General features: G+C 63.7%; 17 protein-coding genes. 5 read left to right on the top strand and 12 right to left on the bottom strand.

Annotation, left to right across the window (positions count from 1 at the left end):
• Positions 1–124: 124 nt before the first annotated feature.
• On the bottom strand, positions 125–973 hold the full coding sequence (locus HFC70_RS19215; protein WP_168474901.1) for a sulfite exporter TauE/SafE family protein: 849 nt from the start codon (positions 971–973) through the stop codon (positions 125–127).
• A gap of 400 nt (positions 974–1,373) precedes the next feature.
• On the opposite strand from HFC70_RS19215, the gene HFC70_RS19220 reads away from it, so the two are divergent.
• Together HFC70_RS19220 and HFC70_RS19225 are read left to right on the top strand one after the other, a co-directional pair.
• The gene (locus HFC70_RS19220) at positions 1,374–2,657 is read left to right on the top strand and encodes an FAD-binding oxidoreductase (protein ID WP_168474902.1); all 1,284 of its coding nucleotides are present in this window, start codon (positions 1,374–1,376) and stop codon (positions 2,655–2,657) included.
• 152 nt (positions 2,658–2,809) lie between these two features.
• On the top strand, positions 2,810–3,979 hold the full coding sequence (locus HFC70_RS19225) for a pyridoxal phosphate-dependent aminotransferase (RefSeq protein ID WP_168474903.1): 1,170 nt from the start codon (positions 2,810–2,812) through the stop codon (positions 3,977–3,979).
• A 58-nt stretch (positions 3,980–4,037) separates the two neighbouring features.
• On the opposite strand, the gene HFC70_RS19230 is transcribed toward HFC70_RS19225, so the two are convergent.
• The 11 genes from HFC70_RS19230 to HFC70_RS19280 form a co-directional block, all read right to left on the bottom strand.
• A complete protein-coding gene (locus tag HFC70_RS19230; RefSeq protein ID WP_168474904.1) occupies positions 4,038–4,727 on the bottom strand; it encodes a GntR family transcriptional regulator in 690 nt (229 codons plus the stop codon).
• Between the two features lie 122 nt (positions 4,728–4,849).
• Positions 4,850–5,656, bottom strand: coding sequence for an ABC transporter permease (locus tag HFC70_RS19235; protein ID WP_210259335.1), 807 nt, complete (start codon positions 5,654–5,656; stop codon positions 4,850–4,852).
• 13 nt (positions 5,657–5,669) lie between these two features.
• The gene (locus HFC70_RS19240) at positions 5,670–6,605 is read right to left on the bottom strand and encodes an ABC transporter permease (RefSeq protein ID WP_210259336.1); all 936 of its coding nucleotides are present in this window, start codon (positions 6,603–6,605) and stop codon (positions 5,670–5,672) included.
• A 30-nt stretch (positions 6,606–6,635) separates the two neighbouring features.
• On the bottom strand, positions 6,636–7,751 hold the full coding sequence (locus tag HFC70_RS19245) for an ABC transporter ATP-binding protein (protein WP_246735870.1): 1,116 nt from the start codon (positions 7,749–7,751) through the stop codon (positions 6,636–6,638).
• 73 nt (positions 7,752–7,824) lie between these two features.
• The gene (locus HFC70_RS19250; protein WP_246735871.1) at positions 7,825–9,003 is read right to left on the bottom strand and encodes a PotD/PotF family extracellular solute-binding protein; all 1,179 of its coding nucleotides are present in this window, start codon (positions 9,001–9,003) and stop codon (positions 7,825–7,827) included.
• Between the two features lie 72 nt (positions 9,004–9,075).
• Positions 9,076–11,061 (bottom strand): primary-amine oxidase, encoded by a 1,986-nt coding sequence (locus HFC70_RS19255; RefSeq protein ID WP_168474906.1) that lies wholly within the window; start codon positions 11,059–11,061, stop codon positions 9,076–9,078.
• A gap of 251 nt (positions 11,062–11,312) precedes the next feature.
• Positions 11,313–12,008: a response regulator transcription factor gene (locus HFC70_RS19260; protein ID WP_168474907.1), complete on the bottom strand. Its 696-nt coding sequence runs from the start codon at positions 12,006–12,008 to the stop codon at positions 11,313–11,315.
• A 173-nt stretch (positions 12,009–12,181) separates the two neighbouring features.
• On the bottom strand, positions 12,182–13,984 hold the full coding sequence (locus tag HFC70_RS19265) for an NAD(P)/FAD-dependent oxidoreductase (RefSeq protein ID WP_168474908.1): 1,803 nt from the start codon (positions 13,982–13,984) through the stop codon (positions 12,182–12,184).
• A gap of 82 nt (positions 13,985–14,066) precedes the next feature.
• Positions 14,067–15,143 (bottom strand): 2,3-butanediol dehydrogenase, encoded by a 1,077-nt coding sequence (locus tag HFC70_RS19270; RefSeq protein ID WP_168474909.1) that lies wholly within the window; start codon positions 15,141–15,143, stop codon positions 14,067–14,069.
• A 157-nt stretch (positions 15,144–15,300) separates the two neighbouring features.
• A complete protein-coding gene (locus HFC70_RS19275) occupies positions 15,301–17,190 on the bottom strand; it encodes a sigma-54-dependent Fis family transcriptional regulator (RefSeq protein WP_168474910.1) in 1,890 nt (629 codons plus the stop codon).
• Positions 17,191–17,329: 139 nt separating this feature from the next.
• Positions 17,330–18,007 carry a spermidine synthase gene (locus HFC70_RS19280; RefSeq protein WP_168474911.1) on the bottom strand — a complete coding sequence of 226 codons (678 nt, stop codon included), beginning with the start codon at positions 18,005–18,007 and terminating at the stop codon, positions 17,330–17,332.
• A gap of 143 nt (positions 18,008–18,150) precedes the next feature.
• On the opposite strand from HFC70_RS19280, the gene HFC70_RS19285 reads away from it, so the two are divergent.
• The 3 genes from HFC70_RS19285 to HFC70_RS19295 all read left to right on the top strand — a co-directional run bounded on the left by HFC70_RS19285 (position 18,151) and on the right by HFC70_RS19295 (position 22,225).
• A complete protein-coding gene (locus HFC70_RS19285; RefSeq protein ID WP_168474912.1) occupies positions 18,151–18,567 on the top strand; it encodes a hypothetical protein in 417 nt (138 codons plus the stop codon).
• A 79-nt stretch (positions 18,568–18,646) separates the two neighbouring features.
• Complete coding sequence (gene secD, locus HFC70_RS19290) at positions 18,647–21,163, top strand: protein translocase subunit SecD (RefSeq protein WP_168474913.1); 2,517 nt, start codon at positions 18,647–18,649, stop codon at positions 21,161–21,163.
• Positions 21,164–21,310: 147 nt separating this feature from the next.
• Positions 21,311–22,225, top strand: a complete 915-nt coding sequence (locus HFC70_RS19295) for an alpha/beta hydrolase (RefSeq protein ID WP_168474935.1) — start codon at positions 21,311–21,313, stop codon at positions 22,223–22,225.
• Positions 22,226–22,231: the final 6 nt, after the last annotated feature.

Raw genomic sequence — 22,231 nt, forward strand, 5'->3', positions numbered from 1 at the left:
CCTGCCGAATCCAAGCCTGTGCCGAAACTATGCAGCTGTTGCCTCGCCGGGGGAAGCTCCGACGAGCTGTCAGTACCGGCTTCATCCAAGTGGTCGCCGAGGCTTGTGGCCGGGCTTTGCCGGCTCAGAGCGAGACGGCAAAGCGGATGCAGATCGCCAGCAGGAACAGGCCGAAGGCGAGTTCGAGTGTCCGGCGGGACAGACGATGGGCAAGGTTTGCGCCATAGGAGGCGCAGAGCACGCTGGTCGGGATGAAGAGGGCGGCGCCGATCAGCGACACGAAGCCAAGTGCCAGCGGGAATTGCACCGCGGCGATATCGGGATAGGCGGTAGCGCGGCCCCAGCCGGCATAGATGTAGCCGAACATGCCGGGAATGGAGACCAGCAGGCCGATGCCGGACGAGGTGGCGACCGCCTGGTGGATCGGCCGGCCGTAGAAGGTCAGGAACAGCGTCGAGAGCTGTCCGCCGCCGATGCCCATCAGGGAGGACAGCACGCCGATGACGATGCCGTAGGCTTTCATCAGCATGCCCTTCGGCAACTCGTTGCCGAGGCGCCAGCTGTCGCGGCCGAACAGCAGACGGATTGCCGAGAATCCGGCCACGGCGATGAACACGACCTTGAAGACCTCCGGTGGCGCATAGCGCGCCGCAACGCTGCCCAGAAGGACGCCGATCACCACGAAGGGTCCCCAGGTCCGTAAAACCGCGCCGTCGACCGCGCCTTTGCTGCGGTGGGCCAGGTAGGATCGCAGCGATGTCGGGATGATGATCGCCAAGGAGGTGCCGACGCAGAGCGGCATGCGCATCTCCTCCGGCACGCTGATGATGCGGAAAAGTTCGTAGAGGATCGGCACGATGACGGTGCCGCCGCCGACGCCGAACAGTCCGGCCAGAATGCCGGTCAGGCAGCCGGCAGCCAGCAGGGCGACGACGAGAAAAACAAGGTCGGTGATGGTGACGCCAGGAAACATGGGACTCGATCGATTTCAGGAAGCGGTGGAAGACGGATGGATGCGGGCAGTCGCCGCAAGGGACGGTATTCGACTTTATTGCGACTCAGGCCCGAGATGGCGCTGCGGCCGGTTGCCGCAACTGCGGTGGGGAGCCCGGTGGGCGAGCATGGCGGGGAGGTTTGCAGCTGTCGTGCAGCGAGAGCATGTGGACGCCTTTGCCGTTATGGTCTTGTGCGGATGGACAAACGCCAGACGGAGCTCGACTATCAGGTTCGTCCGATCGAAGAAAGCCGACGAGGCCATCCGCAAAGCAGTCTTCAGAGATATGTTCGCGGCCTCGCCTTGATGTTTGATCAAATGATCTTTAGTTGGTAGGACTCACGATGACAAGGCAGACTGGCATGAAAGCGGCAAGCAGATGACATGCGTTCGACCCGACACGCTGTGGACGAGAACCGGGGCGGTGGCACCAAATTACAGCGCGACGCCGCTGCCGGCGCGGGTCGATACGGTGGTGATCGGCGCTGGGTTTGCCGGGCTGACGGCGGCGCGCGAACTGGTGCGGGCAGGGCGGAGCGTCGCGGTGCTGGAAGCCGGCCTGCTCGGCAGCGGTGCGAGTGCCGTCAATGCCGGCTTCGTCGTGCCGAATTTTGCCAAGGCCGATCCGGCGGCCGTGCGGCGCCGTCTTTCACCGGCCAAGGCGGAGGCGCTTCTGCACCTGGTTGGAGCGGGTGCCGACAAGGTCTTCTCGATCATCGCCGAGGACGGCATCGATTGCGACGCGGCCCAGACCGGCTGGCTGCAGCCGGCCTATGGCGCCGAGATGGCGGAGGTGCTGCGCAAGCGTGCTGCGGACTGGGCGGCGATGGGCCGGCCGGTGCGGTTTCTCGATGCGGACGCGGTGCGCCGCGAAACCGGCATGGCGATCTATTCCGGCGGATTGCTCGACCCATCCGGCGGCACGATCCATCCGCTGAACTATCTCTACGGCCTGGCAGCCTCGGTCACCAAAGCCGGCGGATCGATCCGCGAAGGGGCACTGGTCGAGACCGTGCGCCGCAGCGGGGCTGGCTGGACGGTTGGCTTTGCTGGCAGCAGCATCGACGCCGAGAGTGTTCTGATGTGCACCAACGCGTTTACGGCGGGGGCGGCCGGCCGGATCGGGCGCACGGCGGTGCCGCTGCGCGTCTACCAGATCGCCACGAAACCGCTGGCGGCCGAAACGGTGGCGCGCATTTCGCCGCATCGCCTGCCGGTCGGCGACACCCGTTCGAACCTCTTCACCTATCGGCTGGATCGCGACAACCGGCTGATCAGCGGCGGCATGGCGATCATACCCCTCGGCGCCTTCGAGCGGGTCGGCAAGGCCGTGGTCGACCGGCTGGCGAGCGAGTTGCAGCTGGAAACCCATCCGGGCGTCGAGGTCGTGTGGACGGGCGTGGCGGCGATGACGCCGGATTTCCTGCCGCGCATCTATGCGCTGGGCGAAGGATTTTATGGCGGGATCGGCTGCAACGGCCGCGGCATTGCCATGACCGCGCAGCTTGGCCATGTCCTGGCCCGCATCGCCCTTGGCGATCCGGCGGCAGAGACCGCCATTCCGCTGGTGCGCCCGCGACGCCTTCCGTTTCACAGCCTCACGCCGCTGGTCGCCTCCGCGGCGCTGGCTGAGGCGCGGTTCCAGGACTGGCGGACGCGGTGAGCGGATCTGTGCTCATGAGCTGCCCCGTCAGGCCCGGGCAGGCAGTTCCGTCATGGGCGGCTGTCGATGAGGCTAGGAGCGACCTCCTCTTTCTTCGCGTTCGGGCTCGCTGAGCACGGTTCCGCGACCCCTTTTCCAACAGGACCTTCATCATGACATATCTGGCAAAGCGCATTACCACCGGCTCGAAGAAATCCTTCGGCATGTATGCCAAGGCCGCGGCGCTGGACGGCCGGGCCGGCGACCTCATCCATATGGAACTGGGCAGCCCGCATGCCGATACGCCGATGGCCATCAAGCAGGCGACCATCGATGCGCTCTTGGCCGGGCAGGTGCATTATTCGCATTTCCAAGGCTTGCCCCGGCTGCGCGAGGCGCTTGCCGCCAGGCTTCGCGACCGCAATGGGCTCGACGTCACCGCCTCGCAGATCGTCGTGACCAATGGTCTTACCCATGCCTCCTTCGCCTCCTTCATGGCGCTGCTCGATCCGGGCGACGAAGTCATCCTGCTCGAGCCCTATTATCCGCAGCATCTGGGCAAGATCGAGCTGGCCGGGGCAAAGCCGGTCTTCGCCAAGCTCGACGCGGCCAACGGCTTCTCGATCAAGGCCGAGCTGATCGAGGCGAAGATCACGCCAGCCACCAAGATGATCGCGCTGGTCAATCCCTGCAATCCGACCGGACGCGTCTATAGCCGCGATGAGCTGCAGATCCTGGCCGATATCGCCATCCGCCACGACCTCGTCGTGGTGTCCGACGAGGTCTACGAGGATATCCTGTTCGACGGTGCGCAGCATATCTCGATCGCATCGCTGCCGGGCATGCAGGAGCGCACGGTGTCGATGTTCGCGTTTACCAAGAGTTTTGCCATGGATGGCTGGCGGCTCGGTTATCTAGCCGCCCCCGCCGAGATGATCGACGGCATCCTGAAGATCACCGCCAATGACGTCACCCATGTCAACACCTTTATCCAGGCGGGTGCCTATGCGGCCGTCACCGGGCCGGCCGAAACGCTGGCGGAGCTCGTGCAGGAAGACAAGGTGAAGCGCGACATCGTGGTGACGCGGCTGAACCAGATGTCGGGCGTGACCTGCGACTGGCCGGAGGGCACGATCTACGCCTTCCCGAAGATCAGCGGCCTGGGGTTCACTTCGCAGGAACTGGCGGAAACGCTCATGGAAAAGACCGGCGTCGTGGTCGAGGCGGGCAGCTTTTACGGGGCGGCCGGCGAGGGGCATTTGCGGGTATGTTTCGGTTCGCAATCGACAGAGCGGGTCACCGAAGCGATGGACCGGCTGCAGCGTTTCTTCGGATCGCTCTGAGCTTTTCAGAGGTCTGGTGGATCAGAGGCTTGGCGGAGAGACCTGTCGCCGCTAACCTCTATTCGGTGCACATGTCCTGCAGCAGTTTCTGGGTGGCGGCGATGTCGTGCACCATCAGCTTGCCGGCGCGCGCCGCGTCATTGGCCCGGAACGCCTCGATCATCTCGTAGTGATAGGTGGAATAGGGGTGGATGACGCCGGCGCCGAGCTGCTGCTTCACCAGATCGGACAACAGCCGCATATAGGGTCCGAAGCGCAGCCACAGGGTGGCGATGAACTGCGGCAGGGCCTCGGAGCCGGAGATCTCGTAGATGGCGAAGTGGAATTCCTGGTTCTTGCGCAGCATTGCGTAGACCTGGCCGGTGCGGCCGAGTTCCTCGTGCTCCTGGGCAAGCTTCAGGCATCGGTCGATATCGGCGGCCGACATGTTCGGCGTGGCCAGTTCCGTTGCCAGTCCTTCGAGCGCGATACGGATCCGGCAGAGATCGTCCAGCCGCTTGCGCGAGATCGCCGGCACGCGCGCCGATCCGTTGCGGGCGATTTCAACGCCGTTTTCGGCCGCCAGCCGTCTCAGCGCCTCGCGCACCGGCATATGGCTGGTGCCGAATTCGGCGGCGAGCGAGGAGATCGTCACGACCTGGGAGGGCTCGAAGGTTCCCCACATCAAGGCGTGCCGCAGCTGTTCGTAGACGCCGTCCTGTACAGTGACGCGCGACGATACTTTCGACAGCCCAGCTTCGGATACCATGGTGTTTCTCCCCATACGACGTACCGTTCCTTGGTTAAGGTCACGGATGACGGATGGCAAGACTTTGGCTGCGCAGATTGGCCATGACGCTTGAAAGGGGGGCGAAGGCGTCGGTGACGGCTTTAGCCGGCCTTCATTTGGCGCCGCTTCATGAAGGCGGAGATCTGCTGGCCCAGTGCCATCACCACGGCGGCGGCAAGGATGGTCAGGGTGCCGACGGCCGGCACCTGCGGCGTGTAGCCGGATTGCAGCTTGGCGCTGACCCATTCGGGAATGGTCGAATCGGCGCCGGACGACAGCATGGACAGCGGGAAATTCGCCCAGGACAGCAGGAAGGCGAAGGTGAAGCCGGAAAAGATGCCCGGAGCCAGCAAGGGCAGGGTGATTTCACGCATCACCTGCCAGCGGCTCGCTCCCAGATCATAGGCGGCCTCCTCCACCGCCGGATCAAAGGAATAGACCTGGATGGCGATCACCAGCGTGGCGATTGGCGCGATCCAGACCAGATGGGCAAAGACGGTCGCCTGCCAGGAGGGCGTGATGCCGAGCGCCGTGAACCACAGCAGCAGGGCAAGGCCCAGCACGGCCTGCGGAAAGAGGATGGGCAGCAGAATGATCTTCTGGAACAGACGCCGGCCCTTCCAGTCGTAGCGGGCAAAGGCGAGCGCGCCGAAGAAGGCCAGCACTGTCGACAGGCAGGCGACGGCCACGGCAATGATGGTCGAGGTCCAGAAGAAATCGCGGATCGACAGGGACTGGAAGACTTCAAGATACCATTTGTCGGAATAGTTCGGCACCGGGAAGCTAAAATATTTGGAGCGCGAGAACGAGGCGAGCGCCATGGTGATCATCGGCAGATACATGAAGAGAATGAGGGCGGCCATGGCGCTGCCATAGGCGATGGTGGCGCGGCGGCTGAAATCGTTCATGGGCGTGTTCCTCTCATCCCTTGCGGCCGAAGATGGCGTCGAGATCGACGCGCTTGAACATGGCCAGTGCCAGCGAGCCGGCCAGCACGATCATCAGCATCGACAGGGCCGAGCCTTTCGGCCAGTTCTGCGCAAAGGTGAATTCCTTCTGGATGTCCTGGGCGATCATCACCACGGCCGTGCCGCCGAGCACCTTGGCCTCGGTGATGGCGCCGGCGGCGAGGATGAAGGTGATCAGCGCGCCGATCATGATGCCGGGCATGGCGAGCGGTATGTCGACTTCCTTCATGACCTGCCAGCGGCTGGCGCCGAGATCGAAGGCCGCTTCGCGCATCTGGGGCGGAACCATGGAGACGCCGAGGATCATCGGGAAGAGCATCATCGGCAGGTTGATGTAGACGAGGCCGAACAGCGTGGCGCTGAAAGTGTAGAGCATGGAATCGACCGGGATGCCGAAATAGGTCTGCAGGGTGCCGGAGACGACGCCGCCTTTGACCAGGAACAGCATCCAGCCCATCAGCCGCAGATTGTCGGCAACGAATAGGGGAGCGGCGAGGACCAGCGCCAGAATACCGGCCTTGCGGGTAAACACCCGCACCATGGCGATCGCCAGGGGATAGCAGATCACCAGCAGGATGGCGACGGTGGAGGCGGCCAGCTGCAGGGAAGCGAGAAAGGACAGGTAATAGCTGTCGGCAAAGATCGTGCGGAAATTTTCAAGCGTCGGCATCTGCAGGACGGAGAAGGTCTGCGGCGGCATGAAGGCGAAGACGAAGACCAGAGTCAGAGGTCCCAGAAAGCCCAAAAGCAGCAGAAGGCCGACCGGCAGGGCTGCCAGGAAACCGGGTTTCATCATGCCGCGGCCCAGCCGCACCGGCCAGGGCTCGGCCCGTGAGACCTTGCGCGGCAGGGCGGCATTGTGGCTGAGCGTTTCGCTTGCATCCGTCATACGCGACGTCCTTCGTCAATGCTGCTCATATCAATTGGCAAAACGGGCGGTCGGGAAGATGGTCGAGTCCTTGGCGTCCCAGGCGATCGTCACCCGACCGCCGCGGGCACTTGCCAGTTGCTGTTCGCGCAGTTTCTCGACCAGGAAGACCTGGGCATCGCCGACACGCACTTGATACTGCACTCGCGATCCCAGCAGATATTCATTGTAGACCACGCCTTCGAGCTTGTTGGCGGCCGGGGAGGCGGGGTCGTCGAGAAAGCGGATGTCTTCGGGGCGGATGACCAGCGAACCGCCGGCAAAGGCGTCGGCCACCGGCGGCGCGTGATAGGCAGCACCCGTTGCCTGGTCGATCACGGTGCCGTCCGGGCCGGGGCCGACGTCGAGAATATTGACCTCGCCCATGAATTCCGAGACGAAGCGGGTCGAGGGATTGCCGTAGATCTCGTTGGGCGTGCCGATCTGCACGAAGCGGCCCTTGTTCATCACGCCGATGCGGTCCGACATCACCATGGCTTCCTCGAGCGAATGGGTGATGTAGACGAAGGTCTTGCCGGTCTCGCGATGGATGTCCTTCAGTTCCTTTTCGAGGATCTTGCGCAGCTTGTAGTCGAGCGCCGACAGCGGCTCGTCGAAGAACAGGATTTCGGGATCGAAGGCCAGTGCCCGGGCGAGCGCGACGCGCTGGCGCTCGCCGCCGGAGCATTGCAGCACGCCCTTGCCGTAATAGCTGTCCGGCAGGCGCAATTGCGCCATCAGTTCCAGCGCCCGTTCCTTACGGGCGGCGGCTTTAACGCCACGGATCTTCAAGGGGAATTCGATGTTCTGGCCGACGGTGCGATGGGGAAACAGCGCCAGGGACTGGAAGACCATGCAGGTTGGGCGCTTGTTGGCCGGCACGTCGTTGATGCGTTCGCCGCGCAAGAGGATATCGCCATTGGTCGGCTTGTCCATGCCGACCAGCATGCGCACCATGGTGGTCTTGCCGCTGCCGGACGGGCCGACGATGGTGAAGAACTCGCCCTCGCGGATATCCAGGCTGATGCGGTCGACGGCCGGGAATTCGCCGAAGAACTTGTCGACGGCACGCAGCTGGAGAATGGGCAGGGGCGTTGCGGATGCGATGTCGGCGGTGGCTGCTGTCATCATGCGGTCCCATCGGTCTGTTGAGCAGGGTCAGAACGGTGGGGAGGCCGGGAGCGCCGGCCTCCCGTCCTTGTCAGGCCTTCTCGCGCACGGCGGCTGAGAAGATCTCGTGCAGCTTGGTGTAGCTCGGGATGATGTCGAAGTCGGCGCATTTGGCCATGTCGGCGGCCAGCGTGTCGTACTGAAAGGCGTCGAGTTCTTCCGTGTTGAACAGCGCCATGACCTTGGGATCGCCCATCTGGCCGACCGGGTTGTAGGTGCCTTCGGCGAACGAGACGTTCTTGGCGGTTTCCGGGCGGAAACAGTATTGCAGAAAATCCTCGGCGCGCGGCGAGAGCTCAGGATTGTTGACCAGCGAGGTCAGTTCCATCCAGCAGACGCCGGCCTTGCCGCCCATTTCCTCCGGTCCCTTGTTGGGCACGACGCAGCGCAGGTTGGGGTTGCCGTCATAGCGCGCCGCCGAAACCGAATAGACGCTGCCGGGGAAGGAACCTTCGATCGAGCCGTTGATCATGCCGAGCGCAATGGCGTTCATGTCGTCGGACAGGAAGGCGGCGTTGTTGATCAGCTTGCGCATCACCACTTCGTACTTGGCGATTTCCTCGTCGGTCATTTCGCGGAACGGGTTGAAACCGGCGGCGATCACCACATGCATGATCACCCAGTCGTCATACATCAGCACGGCATATTTGCCCTTGTAGCTATCCTGCAGCATCAGGTCGTAGCCCTCGTCTTCAAGGGTGGCGGCCGACACCTTGTCGGTGTTGATCAGCATGCCGGAGGGGCCGTAGCGCTGGATCATGCCGAGCAGGGAATTGCCGTCGTCGGACATTGCCCAGTGATAGGGCCATTTGAATTCGGGGATCATCATGTCCCAGAGCGGCTCGAACTTGGCCTTGTCCAGCGGCTTGATCAGGTTTTCCGGATAGAGCTGTCGGCGGCCCCAGGCATTGTTGAGGTTGATGATATCCCAGACCTTGGTGTCGCCGGCGCGCAGCTGGTTGACCGCTTCCGGGTCGGAGATCAGCCCCTGCGCCTTGACGTTACAGTCGAACTCCTTGCGGAACGGGTCGAGCACCTTGTCGGAATTGTAACCCTCCCAGCAGTAGATGTTCATTTCCTTTTCGCGCGCAGCCCAGGCGCCGCGCGGCATCATGGCGGCGGCGGCGATGCCGGCCGAAATCGAGACAGTGTCGCGCAGGAAAGCGCGCCGCGACTGGCTGAAGGATTGCAAGAGGTTTCTACGCTTCATGGATGGACCCTCTGGTTGGACATCGACAATCATTGCGAGATAGGCGCGTGGCGGGCAGAGCCCGCCACGCGGTCAGCTGTGGCAGCAGGCAGCGCCTTGCGTATTGGACTTGCTGGCCTTGTTGGTTTCCGGCGGCAGGTTGATCAGTGGATTGCCGTTGAAGAAACCGACCGGCATCAGCTTGAAGCCGCACAGCACGCAGGGCTGCACCGGATGGTCCTCGACGCGCGGAATGTGGTGCAGGCCGAAGGAGTGCCAGACGACGATATCGGTATTGTCGGTCGGCCGATCCTTGGCGGTCCAGGTGGGCAGGCCGTCATTGCCGCTGGAATGGTTCATGTATTCGCCGGCCGGGAAGCGTTCCTCGGGATCGTAGGGCGTCACCCAGAGATGGTTGTAGATGAAGCCGGCGCGCTTGCCGGACGGGCCTTCCGGTTGGGTATAGGCCTGAATGGCCGAAGGGGTTTCCAGCTTGTAGGCCGTCGGCTTGCCGACCCAGTTCTTGACATTCGGATTGGTGATCTTCCAGTAGCGCGACTTTTCGAAATCGACCCGGCGCCGCGCCTTCAACTCGCTGGTGAGCGGTGTCTGCTCGACATAGAAGGCATTGCCCATCGGATTGTCGGGGCCGATCGGCGGGGCTACCGTGTCGCATTCGACGACGGTGTTGTCGGGGCCGTCGACCTCCATGTCGAGGCGCATGCAGAAGACGTGCTGGTGGATGTGGCCGACCACGCCGGGAGCGACCTCGGTGCCGTATTTCTGTTCGGCTCCGGGAATGCAGGCGGCGGTGTTGATGACGCCGGTCGCCTTCATCTCGAATTCGATGGCGCCATCCTGGAACAGATACCAGTAGCAGCAGTATTCGTAATTGCCGACTGTCGTGATCGAGGAGATGACGAGACGGCGCATGCGGCGGGTCTCGGTGCGCTCCGAGCGGAAGTCGAAGTGCTTCCAGGCAAGGCCGGCATCCTCTTCATGGATGCAGATGGCGCTCGGGATCAGGCGCGGATTGCCCATCATGTCGGGCAGCACGACGTCCATGTAATGGATATGGCCGAGGCAATCGCAGCCGAGCGCTAGGGAATTGACCAGCTTGCCAAAACCGTATTCGCCGCTGTCAAAGACGTTCTTGCGGTAATGCACGCCGTCGGGATTGCCGTAAGGAACGACCATTTCGGCCATGGACACCCGGTAGAGGATCGGCCGGCGCAGGCCGTCGACGGTGTAGCCGACCTGCTGCAGGACTAGGCCCTCGCGGCCGTTGAAGCTGATGCGCACATCCCAGTTGTCCCAGGTCAGCTTGTTGCCTTCGATGGTGAAGCTCGGGCCTTCGCTCTGCACCACGTCCAGCGGCTTCAAGGGCTTGCGGAAATCGGTGAGCAGGTCGGCATCGTAGTTGATCAGGGTGTCGGGGACCGGAACGAAGGTGCCGGAGGCGGCCGAATGGTCGTCGACCCGCAGCACTTCCAGCTTGTCGACATCGACCACGACATTCAGCCCCTCGACTGGGTGGGCGTAATAATTGTCGAGATCGGACATACGCAGCCAGACGAAGGTATGGGCCAGCCGCTTGTTTTCCTCGCCGGGCACGGAGAAATTGCCGGCCGACCAGGGATCGACGCAGACATAGGCCATGTTCTCGATGCCACGGCGGCGGATGGCCTCCTGGAAGCGCGGATCGGCTTTCGCGACATCCTCGATCATCATGAATTCTTCCGGCGAGATCATCGGCCGGGCGTCGGCGAGGAACTCGACCTTGGTCACCGTGCCGAGCCCAAGATCCAGCCGGCCGCGCCACACGCCGGTGCCGCCGCGCTTGTGCACGTTGAAGCGGGCCTTGCGCTCGATCGGCATGCCCGGAACGAAGGCCCGCACGACGTCCTTGGCCGGCTCCAGCAATTCGATCGTCTCGAACAGGAGGGCAGGGCCGAAATCGAAGTGGGTCCGCAGGATCGAGGCGGCCTTGACCAGCTCTTCCGCCGTCAGCGGGTCGAGCGGATGCGCGAAGGCGGGCGAGGCTTGCAGGGACAGGGAAACATTGGGCCTCTCGTTCATGGCCGATCCTCCATTTCAGGTTTTTCACCGTCGACATCCGCAGGCGTCATTCCTGCGCTTCGTCAACTCTTGAAGGTCAATATTTGTGCATGCCCAAATATTGTCCATCCACCGAACGGTTGACATCTATCAAAGTGAAAAAAGTTATGCGCACAACCAAAAGGGGAGGGGGTTGCGACAGGGATATCGGCCGCCGGGCGCGACCGGGCCGGGTCTAAAACGGCATGACATTATCGTCTGTGTGTCTGACGTCAGCTGAACTGCATCATCCGCGACACCAGGCCGGCCCGGTTGTCGACGCCGGCCTTGTCGAAAATGTGGATGAGATGGGTCTTCACCGTTGAAAGCCCGATCCCCAGACATTCCGCGATATCGGCATTGGTGCGGCCGCAGCACAGCAGTCTGGCAACTTCGGCCTCGCGCTGGGTCAGGTGCAGCAGGGCATTGGCCTTCTGAGCGGTGCCGGCCTTGGAACGCGGAAACACCTCTTTGAGATTGAACGAAATGTAGGGATGTAGCGTATCGGCCAGATGAAATTGGTCTTCGGTCGGTTTGGCGTCGTCAGCCGTCCACATCACGCAGATGCCGGCATAGATCTGGCTGTCGCGCTGAAAGATCAGTTCGATCGTGTTGTTGACCTGGAAGACCTCGAGGAATTGCCGGTAGAGCGCCACTTCGCTTTCCGGTGCGTAACGCCCGGCATCGTTCATTTTCAGTACCGGGCTTTGTTCGTGCTCGATCTGGCGCACATGCAGCGGATCATGGGCATGCATCTCGCGGATGTAGATTTTCAAGAAGTCGGAGGGCACGCGCGAACAGACGAAATTGTGCAAGTTCTTGTTGTCATCGACCGAATAAAACACTAGCCGGCTTGCCCCCAGCGTGCCCGACAGCAGCCGAAACGTCTCGTCGATGAATTCCCGCTTGCGAACCTCCGAGAAAGCCATGGCCATACTCCACAGTGCGCTAAATCGCCGCACTGCAAATATTGCTGCGGCGCAACAGCCGAGTCAAGCAACTCCCGCGGTGGCGCGCGCCAAAGGCTGGCGCGGGCCGTTCGTCCGCCCGATGCCGAGGGTACCCCAGGGCGCATGGTGCGCGCGCCGGGGCGATGTTGGCGCTACGACAGGTGGTAGGGTTTCTGTCGAGCGTAGACGGGGGTCTCAAGGCCGACTTGCCGCGCCTTCAGCTGCAGCGACAGATACTGGGAGTAGTGGCGCGACTGGTGCAGGTTGCCGCCGTGGAACCACAGCGCCTCCTGCTGGGTCGGTTTCCACATGTTGCGCTGCTCGCCTTCCCACGGTCCCGGATCCTTCGGCGTGTCGGAACCCAGGCCCCAGCACTTGCCGACCTTTTCCGCCACCTCTTTCGATATCAGATCGGCGGCCCAGCCGTTCATGGAGCCGTAGCCGGTCGCATAGACGACCAGATCGGCGGGCAGTTCCGTGCCGTCTTTGAGGACCACGGCCGTTTCGGTGAGATGGTCGACATCGGAGCCGGATTTCAGCTTGATGCTGCCGTCGATGATCAGGTCGCAGGCGCCGACATCGATGTAATAGCCCGAGCCGCGCCGCAGGTATTTCATGAACAGGCCGGAGCCGTCGGCGCCCCAGTCGAGCATGAAGCCGGCCTTTTCGAGATCGGCGTAGAACTTGGCATCCTTCTCGCGCATCTTGTCATAGAGCGGGATCTGGAACTCGTGCATGATGCGGTAGGGCAGGGAGGCGAAGATCAGGTCGGCCTTGCGGGTCGTCATGCCGGCGGCCACGGCCCGCTCCGAATAGAGATCGCCAAGGCCGATTTCCATCAGTGTATCCGAGCGTACGATATGGGTCGAAGACCGCTGCACCATGGTGACGTCGGCGCCGCCTTCCCAGAGGGCCGCGCAGATGTCATGGGCGGAATTGTTGGAGCCGATGACCACGACCTTCTTGCCCTTGTAGGCATCGGGACCGGGATGCTGGGAGGAGTGCTGCTGCTCGCCCTTGAAGATATCCTGGCCCTTGAACTTCGGCACATTGGCCTTGCCGGACATGCCGGTGGCCAGCACCAGCTGCTTGGGCTTCAGGACGATCTCCTCGCCGTCCCGCTCGACCACGACGGTCCATTCCTGGGTCGCCTCGTCGAAATGGGCCGATTTGCACGAGGTCGAGCTCCAGTAGTTGAGCTCCATCACCTTGGTGTACATTTCAAGCCAGTCGCCGATCTTGTCCTTGGGTGCAAAGACCGGCCAGTTTTCCGGGAACGGAATATAGGGCAGGTGATCGTACCAGACGGGATCGTGCAGGCACAGCGACTTGTAGCGCTTGCGCCAGCTGTCGCCGGCCCGGGCATTCTTCTCGATGATGATCGTCGGCACGCCGAGCTGGCGCAGCCTTGCGCCGAGCGCGATGCCGCCCTGGCCGCCGCCGATGATCACCACATAGGGCTGGGTGGTATGGCCGAGTTCTGCGGCCTCCTGCAGTCGCTTTTCCGACCAGGTCTTGCGGTTCGGATCATGGCCGTGCTCGGCGCCCATCGGACGTCGCAGCCCCTTGGGTTCCTCGTGGCCCTTCAGTTCCGACATGGTGGTCAGCAATGTCCAGATCAGGCCGTTCTTCAGGCGGATATGACCATAGCCGCGGGCAACCTCGGTCTCGAAGGTGAACCAGCCGTCGGTAACGCCACCGCCATCGGTTGCCAGTTCCTGGTCGTCCTGCTGAAACCGGCCCGGCTTGATGGCGGCCAGCTGGCTCACCAGCATGTCGCGGATCTGGTCGTGACCCTCAAGGGTCTTGAGGTTCCAGGTGAAGGTCACCAGGTCCCGCCAGTAGCAATCGGCCTGGAACAGGTTCACCGCGGCATCGATGTCGCCGCTTTCAAGCGCTTTGCCGAGCTTTGCCAAAGCGGTGTCGATCTTGGTGTTCGGGCTGTCGTCAAGCATGTTATCTCCTCCATTGTGCTTGGTCGTCTGTCCACAGGCCGACGCCGGGGCTCCTCTCCCCCGCGACGGCCTGGTCTGTCGGTTATTTCTGCAGATCGATGAGGATCTTCAGGTTGGTGCCGGCCGGATCGAGCAGGGCGTCGAACCCCTCGGTGACGGCGTTGTCCAGGGTGATGCGCTTGGTGACCACCTGTTTTGCCGGCAGCAGGCCGGAGGCGATCAAGCGGATGACCCGCGGCCAGTAATGGGTCGGGTAGGCCCAGGAGCCGCGAATGTCGATGTCCTTGAAGGTGACCTGGAACCAGTCGAGCGGGTTTTCGTGCGGGTGCAGGCCCGTCTGGACGACGACACCCTGCTTGCGCACGGCATCCGCGCAGGCCTTCAGCGCATGTTCGTTGCCGACGCATTCGATGGCGACGTCGCAACCGACCTTGCCTTCCGACAGGGAACGCACGACGTCGCCGGGATTGTCGCGCTTCGGATTGATGGTGATCACATCGGGAAGCACCGATTTGGCAAAGGCAAGGCGGGCATCGTTGATGTCGGAGATGAACAGCTGCGCGGCGCCGGCGGCACGGGCGGCCAGAAGCGTCAACATGCCGATCGGGCCGGCACCGGTCACCAGCACGCTGCTGCCGGCGGTGACGCCGCCGCGGTCGCAGGCATAGACCGCAACCGCGGTCGGCTCGACCAGGGCCGCTTCCTCATCCGCCATTTCATCGGGGATCTGCTGGACGTTGTATTCGTTGACAACGGCATATTCGGCCATGCCGCCGGAGTGCCAGCTGAGACCGGCCAGCGCCAGATCGGTGCTGAGGTGAAACAGGCCGCGATCGGCGTAGTAATCGCCGGAGCGCGGCATGATCAGCGGCTGGATCGAGACGCGGTCGCCGACGGCGACCGAGGTCACGCCTTCGCCGATTGCCTCCACGACCCCGCCGAACTCATGGCCGAGGATCTGCGGACCGTGGGCGCCGGTAAACGGATGCGGCTCTTTCGGAATGAAGATCGGGCCATAGGCATATTCGTGCAGGTCGGTGCCGCAGATGTCGACGAAGCGGTTGCGGACCAGAACCTGTCCGGCAGGCGGTTGGCTCGGCGGATTGTCGACCTGTTCGATCCGCAGGTCCTTGGCGGCGTGGAAGCGAAGCGCTTTCATGTTTCCTCCTTGTTCTTCGTCGTGGTTGCACAACAAGGAGCAAGGCGCATGCCAAGGGCAGGTCAGGGTTAAATCGCTTAGTTTTCAAGGGAGTGACCGAACGGACCTGTTGCAGGTCCGTGTGTGGCTGCAACAGGTGTGGCACCAGTGCGGCGCCTCAGTGGGCCTCGGTCAGCCGGTAGCGCTTGATCTGGCGATGCACCGTGGAGCGGTCGAGGCCGAGCCGACGGGCGGCTTCCGAAATGTTCCAACCGCAGGCGGTCAGCATGCGCTGCAAGGCGGTGCGGGCGTCGTCTGCCTCGTCGTCGTGATGGTCCATACCGGCGGTCGCCAGCGTTTCGGGCAGATCGATGCGCTCGATCACGCCGTCTTCGCACAGCGCTGCCGCCACCGCGATGGCATTGTCCAGCTCGCGGATATTGCCGGGCCAGCGGTGCGCCCGAAGCGCGGCCATCGCCGAGGACGAGATGATCAGGGCTGAGCGGCCGTCCGCATGGCGTTCCACCATCTGATCGACGACCCAGTCGAAATCCGGACGGTCGCGCAACGGCGGCAACAGGAGCAGGGCGGCATTCAGCCGGTAGAACAGGTCTTCGCGGAAGAGACCCTGCTGCACCAGGCTCTGCAACGGCCGATGGGAGGCCGAGACGACGCGGATCTGCACCGGCCGCGGCTCCAGCGCGCCGACCGGCATGACCTCGCGCTCGGCCAGCACGCGCAACAGCCGGCTTTGCAGGGCCAGTGGCATGTCGCCGATCTCGTCGAGAAACAGCGTGCCGCCATCGGCCTGTTCGATCAGGCCCTTGCGACCTTTCGCGGAGGCGCCGGTAAAGGCACCCGCCACGTAGCCGAACAATTCGCTCTCGATCAATTGCTCGGGAATGGCCGCGCAGTTGATGGCGACGAACCGGCCCTTCAGGCCGCTGCCGTCGTGAATGGCGCGGGCCAGATATTCCTTGCCGGTGCCGGTCTCGCCCTGGATCAGGATCGGCAGGCTGGTGCGGGCCAGTTTGGCGGCTCTGGCCTGAAGGCTGGTGATTTCCGGCTCGTTGCCGCCGAGCCGGCGGATCGGCGGGGGAATGTCGGCTCTTGCCAGCGCCGAGCGGGTGCGGAACTGCGGCTCGATGGCATGGGCAAACAGGGCATTGCCGTCGCGGCCAAACAGCATGCGCTCCTGGGTCGGACGGCGGCGGGTCAGCTCGCCGAGATCGTCGATTTCCATGTCGAAGAAGCGCGACACCGGCTGGCCGATCAACAGGGCAGGGTTGCGCCAGTTGACGCCAAGCGAGCGGGCAAGGATCTTTGCGCCGCCATGGGTCATGCCGATCACGCAGCCGCGTCCGTCGATCGAGATCGCCGCTTCCGGATCGACATCGAGGAACTCGGGCGACCGGGCAAAACGCAGCACCCATTCATGGCGGGTCTGGGCCATCAGATTGGCCAGCTCGATGCGCCGGACCGTCGAGGCGACGAGATGCCGGGCGAGGTTCTGGCTGGTTTTCAGGATCGGTGAACTCAGCAGCGAGATGTCGAGGACGGCCGACAGGTCGCCGCGCGTGTCGTAGATCGGTGCGGCGGTGCAGGACAGCGGCGTGTGGGTATTGTCGAAATGATCGGTCTGATGGATCGTCAGCGCTTCGCCGGTCTCAAGGCAGGCGCCGACGGCGCAGGTGCCGGCCCGCCATTCCGACCATTCCGAGCCGAGATAGAGGCCTGCCTTGCGCAGGTTGTTGTCGAACAGCGGATCGCCCAGAAATTCGACGGTGACGCCCTTGCGGTCGGAGAGCAGGAGAACATAGTTCTGGCCGGCCACCTGATTGAACAGATGTTCCAGCCCCGACCGGGCAATGCGGATCAGTTCCTCCGACTGCTGGCGGTGTTCGCGCAGCGTATTCGCCGGCACGATGAAGGCTTCGCAGGCCTGGGCCGGATCGAGGCGGTGCTGCTCGATGCAGCGCAGCCAGGATTTGACGACCGTTTCGTCGCGGCCGGTGGCGATGCCCAGGCTGACGTTTTCAATCTCGCGAATATGATCGGTGTAAGACATATGGGAAATCCACGGCAGGCCTCCCAGCATGCCGCCCTTCACTCCTCCGCTTGCCCTATGTGGCCATGACTGCAGGCCGATGTAAAGGGAATCTCGACCGGTTGTCGCGGTCGGCGGCCGCCGGGCACGCTGAAACGCTTCAGACGCCTTTCCGGGTGGCGAGCCAGATCGTGTGGCGGGCGCCGCTGCGTTTGTGGGCGCGGACCGCCTTGGCCTCGGCGTCGAAGCCGGCCTGTTTCAGCCGGCGGGTAAAGGCCTCGTCCGGGGCCGAGGACCACACGGCCAAGACACCGCCCGGCCGCAGGGCGGCCCTCGATGCGGCAAGGCCGGAGAGGCTGTAGAGCCCGTCATTTTCCGTGCGCGTCAGGCCGTCCGGGCCATTGTCGACATCGAGCAGGATGGCATCGAAACGGTCGACCGATCCACCGATCACCGCGCCGACATCGCCTTCGTGCAGCGTGACACGGCGGTCGTCGAGGCTGCCCTTGTAGATCCCGGCCATCGGGCCGCGCGCCCAGGCGATGACGGCCGGTACCAGTTCGGCGACCGTGACTTCGGCATCGGGGCCGAGGACTGAAAGGGCGGCGCGCAGGGTGAAGCCCATGCCGAGCCCGCCGATCAGCATTCGGGGCTGGTGGATGCCGGCGATGCGCTCGACGGCAAGGGTGGCAAGGGCTTCTTCGGACCCGCTCAGCCGGCTGTTCATCAGCTCGTTGGCGCCGAGCATGATGGAGAATTCCTGGCCGCGCTGCTTCAGCCGCAATTGCCCGCCATCGCCGGGGATTGCCGCGCGGTCCAGTTCTATCCAGGGTATCATGTCGCGCCCTTTGCCAATGCGTAAGGCGCTGCCTATCATGATGGAGGGTGCGATGCCAACTGGCCCCTTGCGGGCGAGAGCACCGCGAAAGGTCGACATTCCGACGCAAACCGTGATAGAGACCGGCGCAAAGAAGGATGACCGTGACAGAGACCCTGGACCACAGAAAGCTTGCAAAGACCACTGATGCGCCTGTTTCGGTGTCGCGTCTGCATGCGGTGCTGGCTGTTGTCACGGTGCTTCTGGCCTATATCGGTTTGGCGATCGGCGTGCCGGGCGACGACGCCGCGTCGCGCTCGGGCGAGGTGGGTGCGCATGGCATCCGCCAGTCGGAACACCTGGCCGCCCGCGATGACGGCCGGCCGGTCGCTACGGTGCATCGGACAAACCCGAAAGGGGCGGCGCCACCCGCCGCGCCCGTTCTCATCGAGACGTCAGTCAGGCCGTTTGGCCTTTTGCCATTCGTGCCGGCCATCGACCGTGTTCGCCAAGACCGGCTGCAGGCCCTGGCCCTGCGCGACACCAACCAGCCCCGCGCGCCGCCCGCCCTGTCGGTCTGAGCCTTTCTTTACATCAATATGACAATGCAAGGCCCGATTTTCCGATCGGGGTCTTCGCGGTATTTTCACGGATAGTATCATGAGAAACTCCCCCTGGATGGTGGCCACCTATGTGGTCATCGTCATCCTCGGCATCCTGACGGCCCTGCCGAACGTGCTGCCGCAAACGGTGCTCGACCGTATGCCGTCCTTCCTGCCCCATGACCGGGTCGAACTCGGCCTCGACTTGCGCGGCGGTGCCCATCTCGTGCTGGAGGTCGATGCGGCCGATCTCGTCAAGGAGCGCCTGCTGACCATGACGCAGGACGCCCGGCGTGTGCTCGGCGATGCCAGCATCGGCACGACCTCCGTGCGCCGCTCGACCGACCGCGTCACGGTCGTCCTGGCCGATCCGACCAAGCGCGAGGCGGCCATCGAAACCCTGGCCAAGCTTGGAACGCCGGTCGGCCTGACCGGTGCCAGCGATATCACGCTCGGCGGGACCGGCGGCGAGATTTCCGTCACGCTCACCCAGGCGGGCCTGACCGATCGTATCAGTGCGGCCGTCGAGCAGAGCCTTGAGATCATCCGCCAGCGTATCGACCAGGTGGGCGTGGCCGAGCCGACCATCCAACGGGTCGGAGCGGACCGGATCCTCGTGCAGCTGCCGGGCGTTCAGGACCCCAAGCGTATTCGCGACCTGCTGGGCTCGACCGCCAAGATGAGCTTTCACCTTTTGGCGCCGACAGGGGCCGACGGTCGCCCGGCGGCTGGCTCGTCGGTGCTTCAGGACGCCGAAGGCCGGTCCTATACGGTGCAGGATCGGGTGGAACTGAGCGGCGACCACCTGACGGATGCGCGCGTCGGCTTCAACCAGACCAATAACGAGCCGATCGTCTCCTTCCGCTTCGACAATTTCGGAGCAACGCGCTTTGCCGAAATCACCAAGGCCAATGTCGGGCGTCCTTTCGCCATCGTGCTCGATCAGAAGGTGCTGAGCGCCCCGGTCATCAACGAGCCGATCACCGGCGGTGCCGGACAGATTTCCGGCAGCTTCACCGTCCAGCAGGCCAATGACCTTTCGGCCCTGCTGCGCGCCGGCGCCCTGCCGGCCAAGCTGACCGTGATCGAGGAACGCACCGTCGGCGCCGACCTCGGCAGCGACGCCATCACCATGGGCATTTTCACTGGTCTCGTCGGCTTTGCGCTGGTGGTTGGCTTCATGATCGTGCTCTACGGCGCCTGGGGCCTGCTGGCCAACCTGGCGCTTGGCCTCAACGTCATCCTGACCTTTGCGGGCCTTACCCTGCTCGGGGCGACGCTGACCCTGCCGGGTATTGCCGGTATCGTGCTCGGCATCGGCCTGGCCGTCGACGCCAACGTGCTGATCAACGAGCGTATCCGCGAGGAGACGCGCAAGGGCAAGGGCGCCATGGCAGCACTCGACGCCGGCTTTGCGCGCGCCTATTCCACCATCGTCGACAGTAACGTCACGGCGCTGATCGCCACCGTTCTGTTGTTCTGGTTCGGCACCGGACCTGTGCGCGGCTTTGCCGTCACCATGGGTCTCGGCATTGCCATCTCGATGTTCACGGCCGTGTCGATCGTGCGCGTCATCATGCTGGCCATCGTGCGGCGCTACAAGCTGAAGACGCTGATCATCAAGGCACTGCTGCCGATTCAGCTGATCCCGGAAGGCACGCGCATCCAGTTCATGAAGGCGCGGTTCTTCGGCATCGGCTTCTCGGCCTTCCTGTCGATTGCCTCGATCATCCTGTTCATCACGCCCGGCCTCAACTACGGCGTCGATTTCCGCGGCGGCATCCAGATGGAGGTGGTGACCAAGGAGCCGGCCGATCTGGCCTCGATGCGCTCCGGTCTCGACGAACTGGGGCTCGGCGAAGTGGCCCTGCAGCAGTTCGGCGATGCCCAGCACATGCTGATCCGCGTCGAGCGGCAGCCGGGCGGTGAAGAAGCCCAGACGGCGGCGGTCGAGACCCTGAAGGGCGAGATCGTCAAGATTGCGCCGACAGCATCGGTGGAACGCACCGAAGTGGTCGGTCCGAAGGTCAGCGGCGAACTGGCCACGGCCGGCATCCTGTCGGTGGTTCTCGCCAGCCTGGCGATGCTCATCTATATCTGGGTGCGGTTCGAATGGCCGTTTGCCGTCGGCGCCATCGCCACGCTGGTGCTGGATGTTACCAAGACCATCGGCTTCTTCGCCCTGACCGGCCTCGACTTCAACCTGACCGCCGTGGCAGCGCTCCTGACCCTGGTCGGCTATTCGGTCAACGACAAGGTCGTGGTCTATGATCGGATGCGTGAGAACATGCGGCTCTACAAGGCGATGCCGTTCCGCGACATTATCGACCTGTCGATCAACGAGACGCTGGCTCGAAGCCTCTATACCTCGGTCACGGCTTTCCTTGCCCTGCTGCCGATGGCGATCTGGGGCGGCAGTGCCGTCGAGAGCTTTGCCGTGCCGATGATCTTCGGCATCATCATCGCAGCCTCGTCCTCGGTGTTCATCGCCGCGCCGATCCTGCTGTTCCTCGGCGACTGGCGCAAGCGGCGGGCGGATGCGGCACCGGCTGCTGCCGAAGTCAACGGCGCCTGAGAGCAGGGCATCATCCTCATCAAACTGAAGGGGCCGTCATCGACGGCCCCTTCGTCGTTGCGCCTCATTGAAATCCCGGCCAATATCGGGAATATCGGTGTGTTGCAGCCGCCATGCCCCCCGAGGAATTTCATGCCTGACGCGTCGATGTCCCCTGCCGGTCCCATGCCTGAGGAACAGGGCATTCTGGCGTTTCTGAAGCTTTGCGACAGCTTCTATCCGGCCGATGCCGTCAATGCCTCGATCGACCAGCAGCGGCAATGGTATGATGCGCTCTGCGCGCAGTTTGACCGGCCGCTGCCTGCGGGAATGGCGACGCGGGACGCAATGGTCGGCGCTGTTCCCACAAGGCGGTACAGACCGCTGCAGGTGGCGACCGATACCGTGCTTCTCTATCTGCATGGCGGCGGCTATGTGGTCGGCTCGCTTGACAGCCACCATGCCATCTGCGCCGAACTTGCCGAATTCTGCCGAGCCGAACTGGTCTCGGTCGACTATCGGCTGGCACCGGAGCATGTCTGGCCGGCGCAGAGCGACGATGCGTTCGAGGTGCTTTCGGATCTCCTCCGCGCCGGCAGACCGGTGGTGCTGATCGGCGACAGCGCCGGCGGAAACCTGGCGGCGGGGCTTGCCCTTCGCGCCAGGGCGGCCGGGCTTGCCGGCATTCGCGGCCAGGCGCTGATCTATCCGGCGCTGGGTGGTGATCTTGTGTCTGGCTCCTATCATGAGATGGCGCAGGCGCCCGGCCTTTCGACCGCCGATGTCGGCTATTACCGCGAGATCCTCAAGGCGCCGGACGGCGATGCCATCGCCTTTCCGCTGCTGGCACAAACGGTGGCCGGCCTGCCGCCAGCCTTCATCTCGGTGGCGCATTTCGATCCGCTGCGCGACGATGGCCGGCGCTATGCGGCGCGGCTTGCCGAGGCCGGCGTCGAGGTCTGGTTCCGCGAGGAACCGCAGATGGTGCATGCCTGGCTGCGCGCCCGCCACATGAGCGAGGGCGCAGCGCAGGGATTTCAGGCGCTTTGCCTTGCCGTCGCCCGGTTTGCCGGAACGCCGTGATTTAAG

It is taken from the genome of Agrobacterium sp. a22-2, assembly GCF_012276985.1.
Taxonomy (GTDB): Bacteria; Pseudomonadota; Alphaproteobacteria; order Rhizobiales; family Rhizobiaceae; genus Allorhizobium.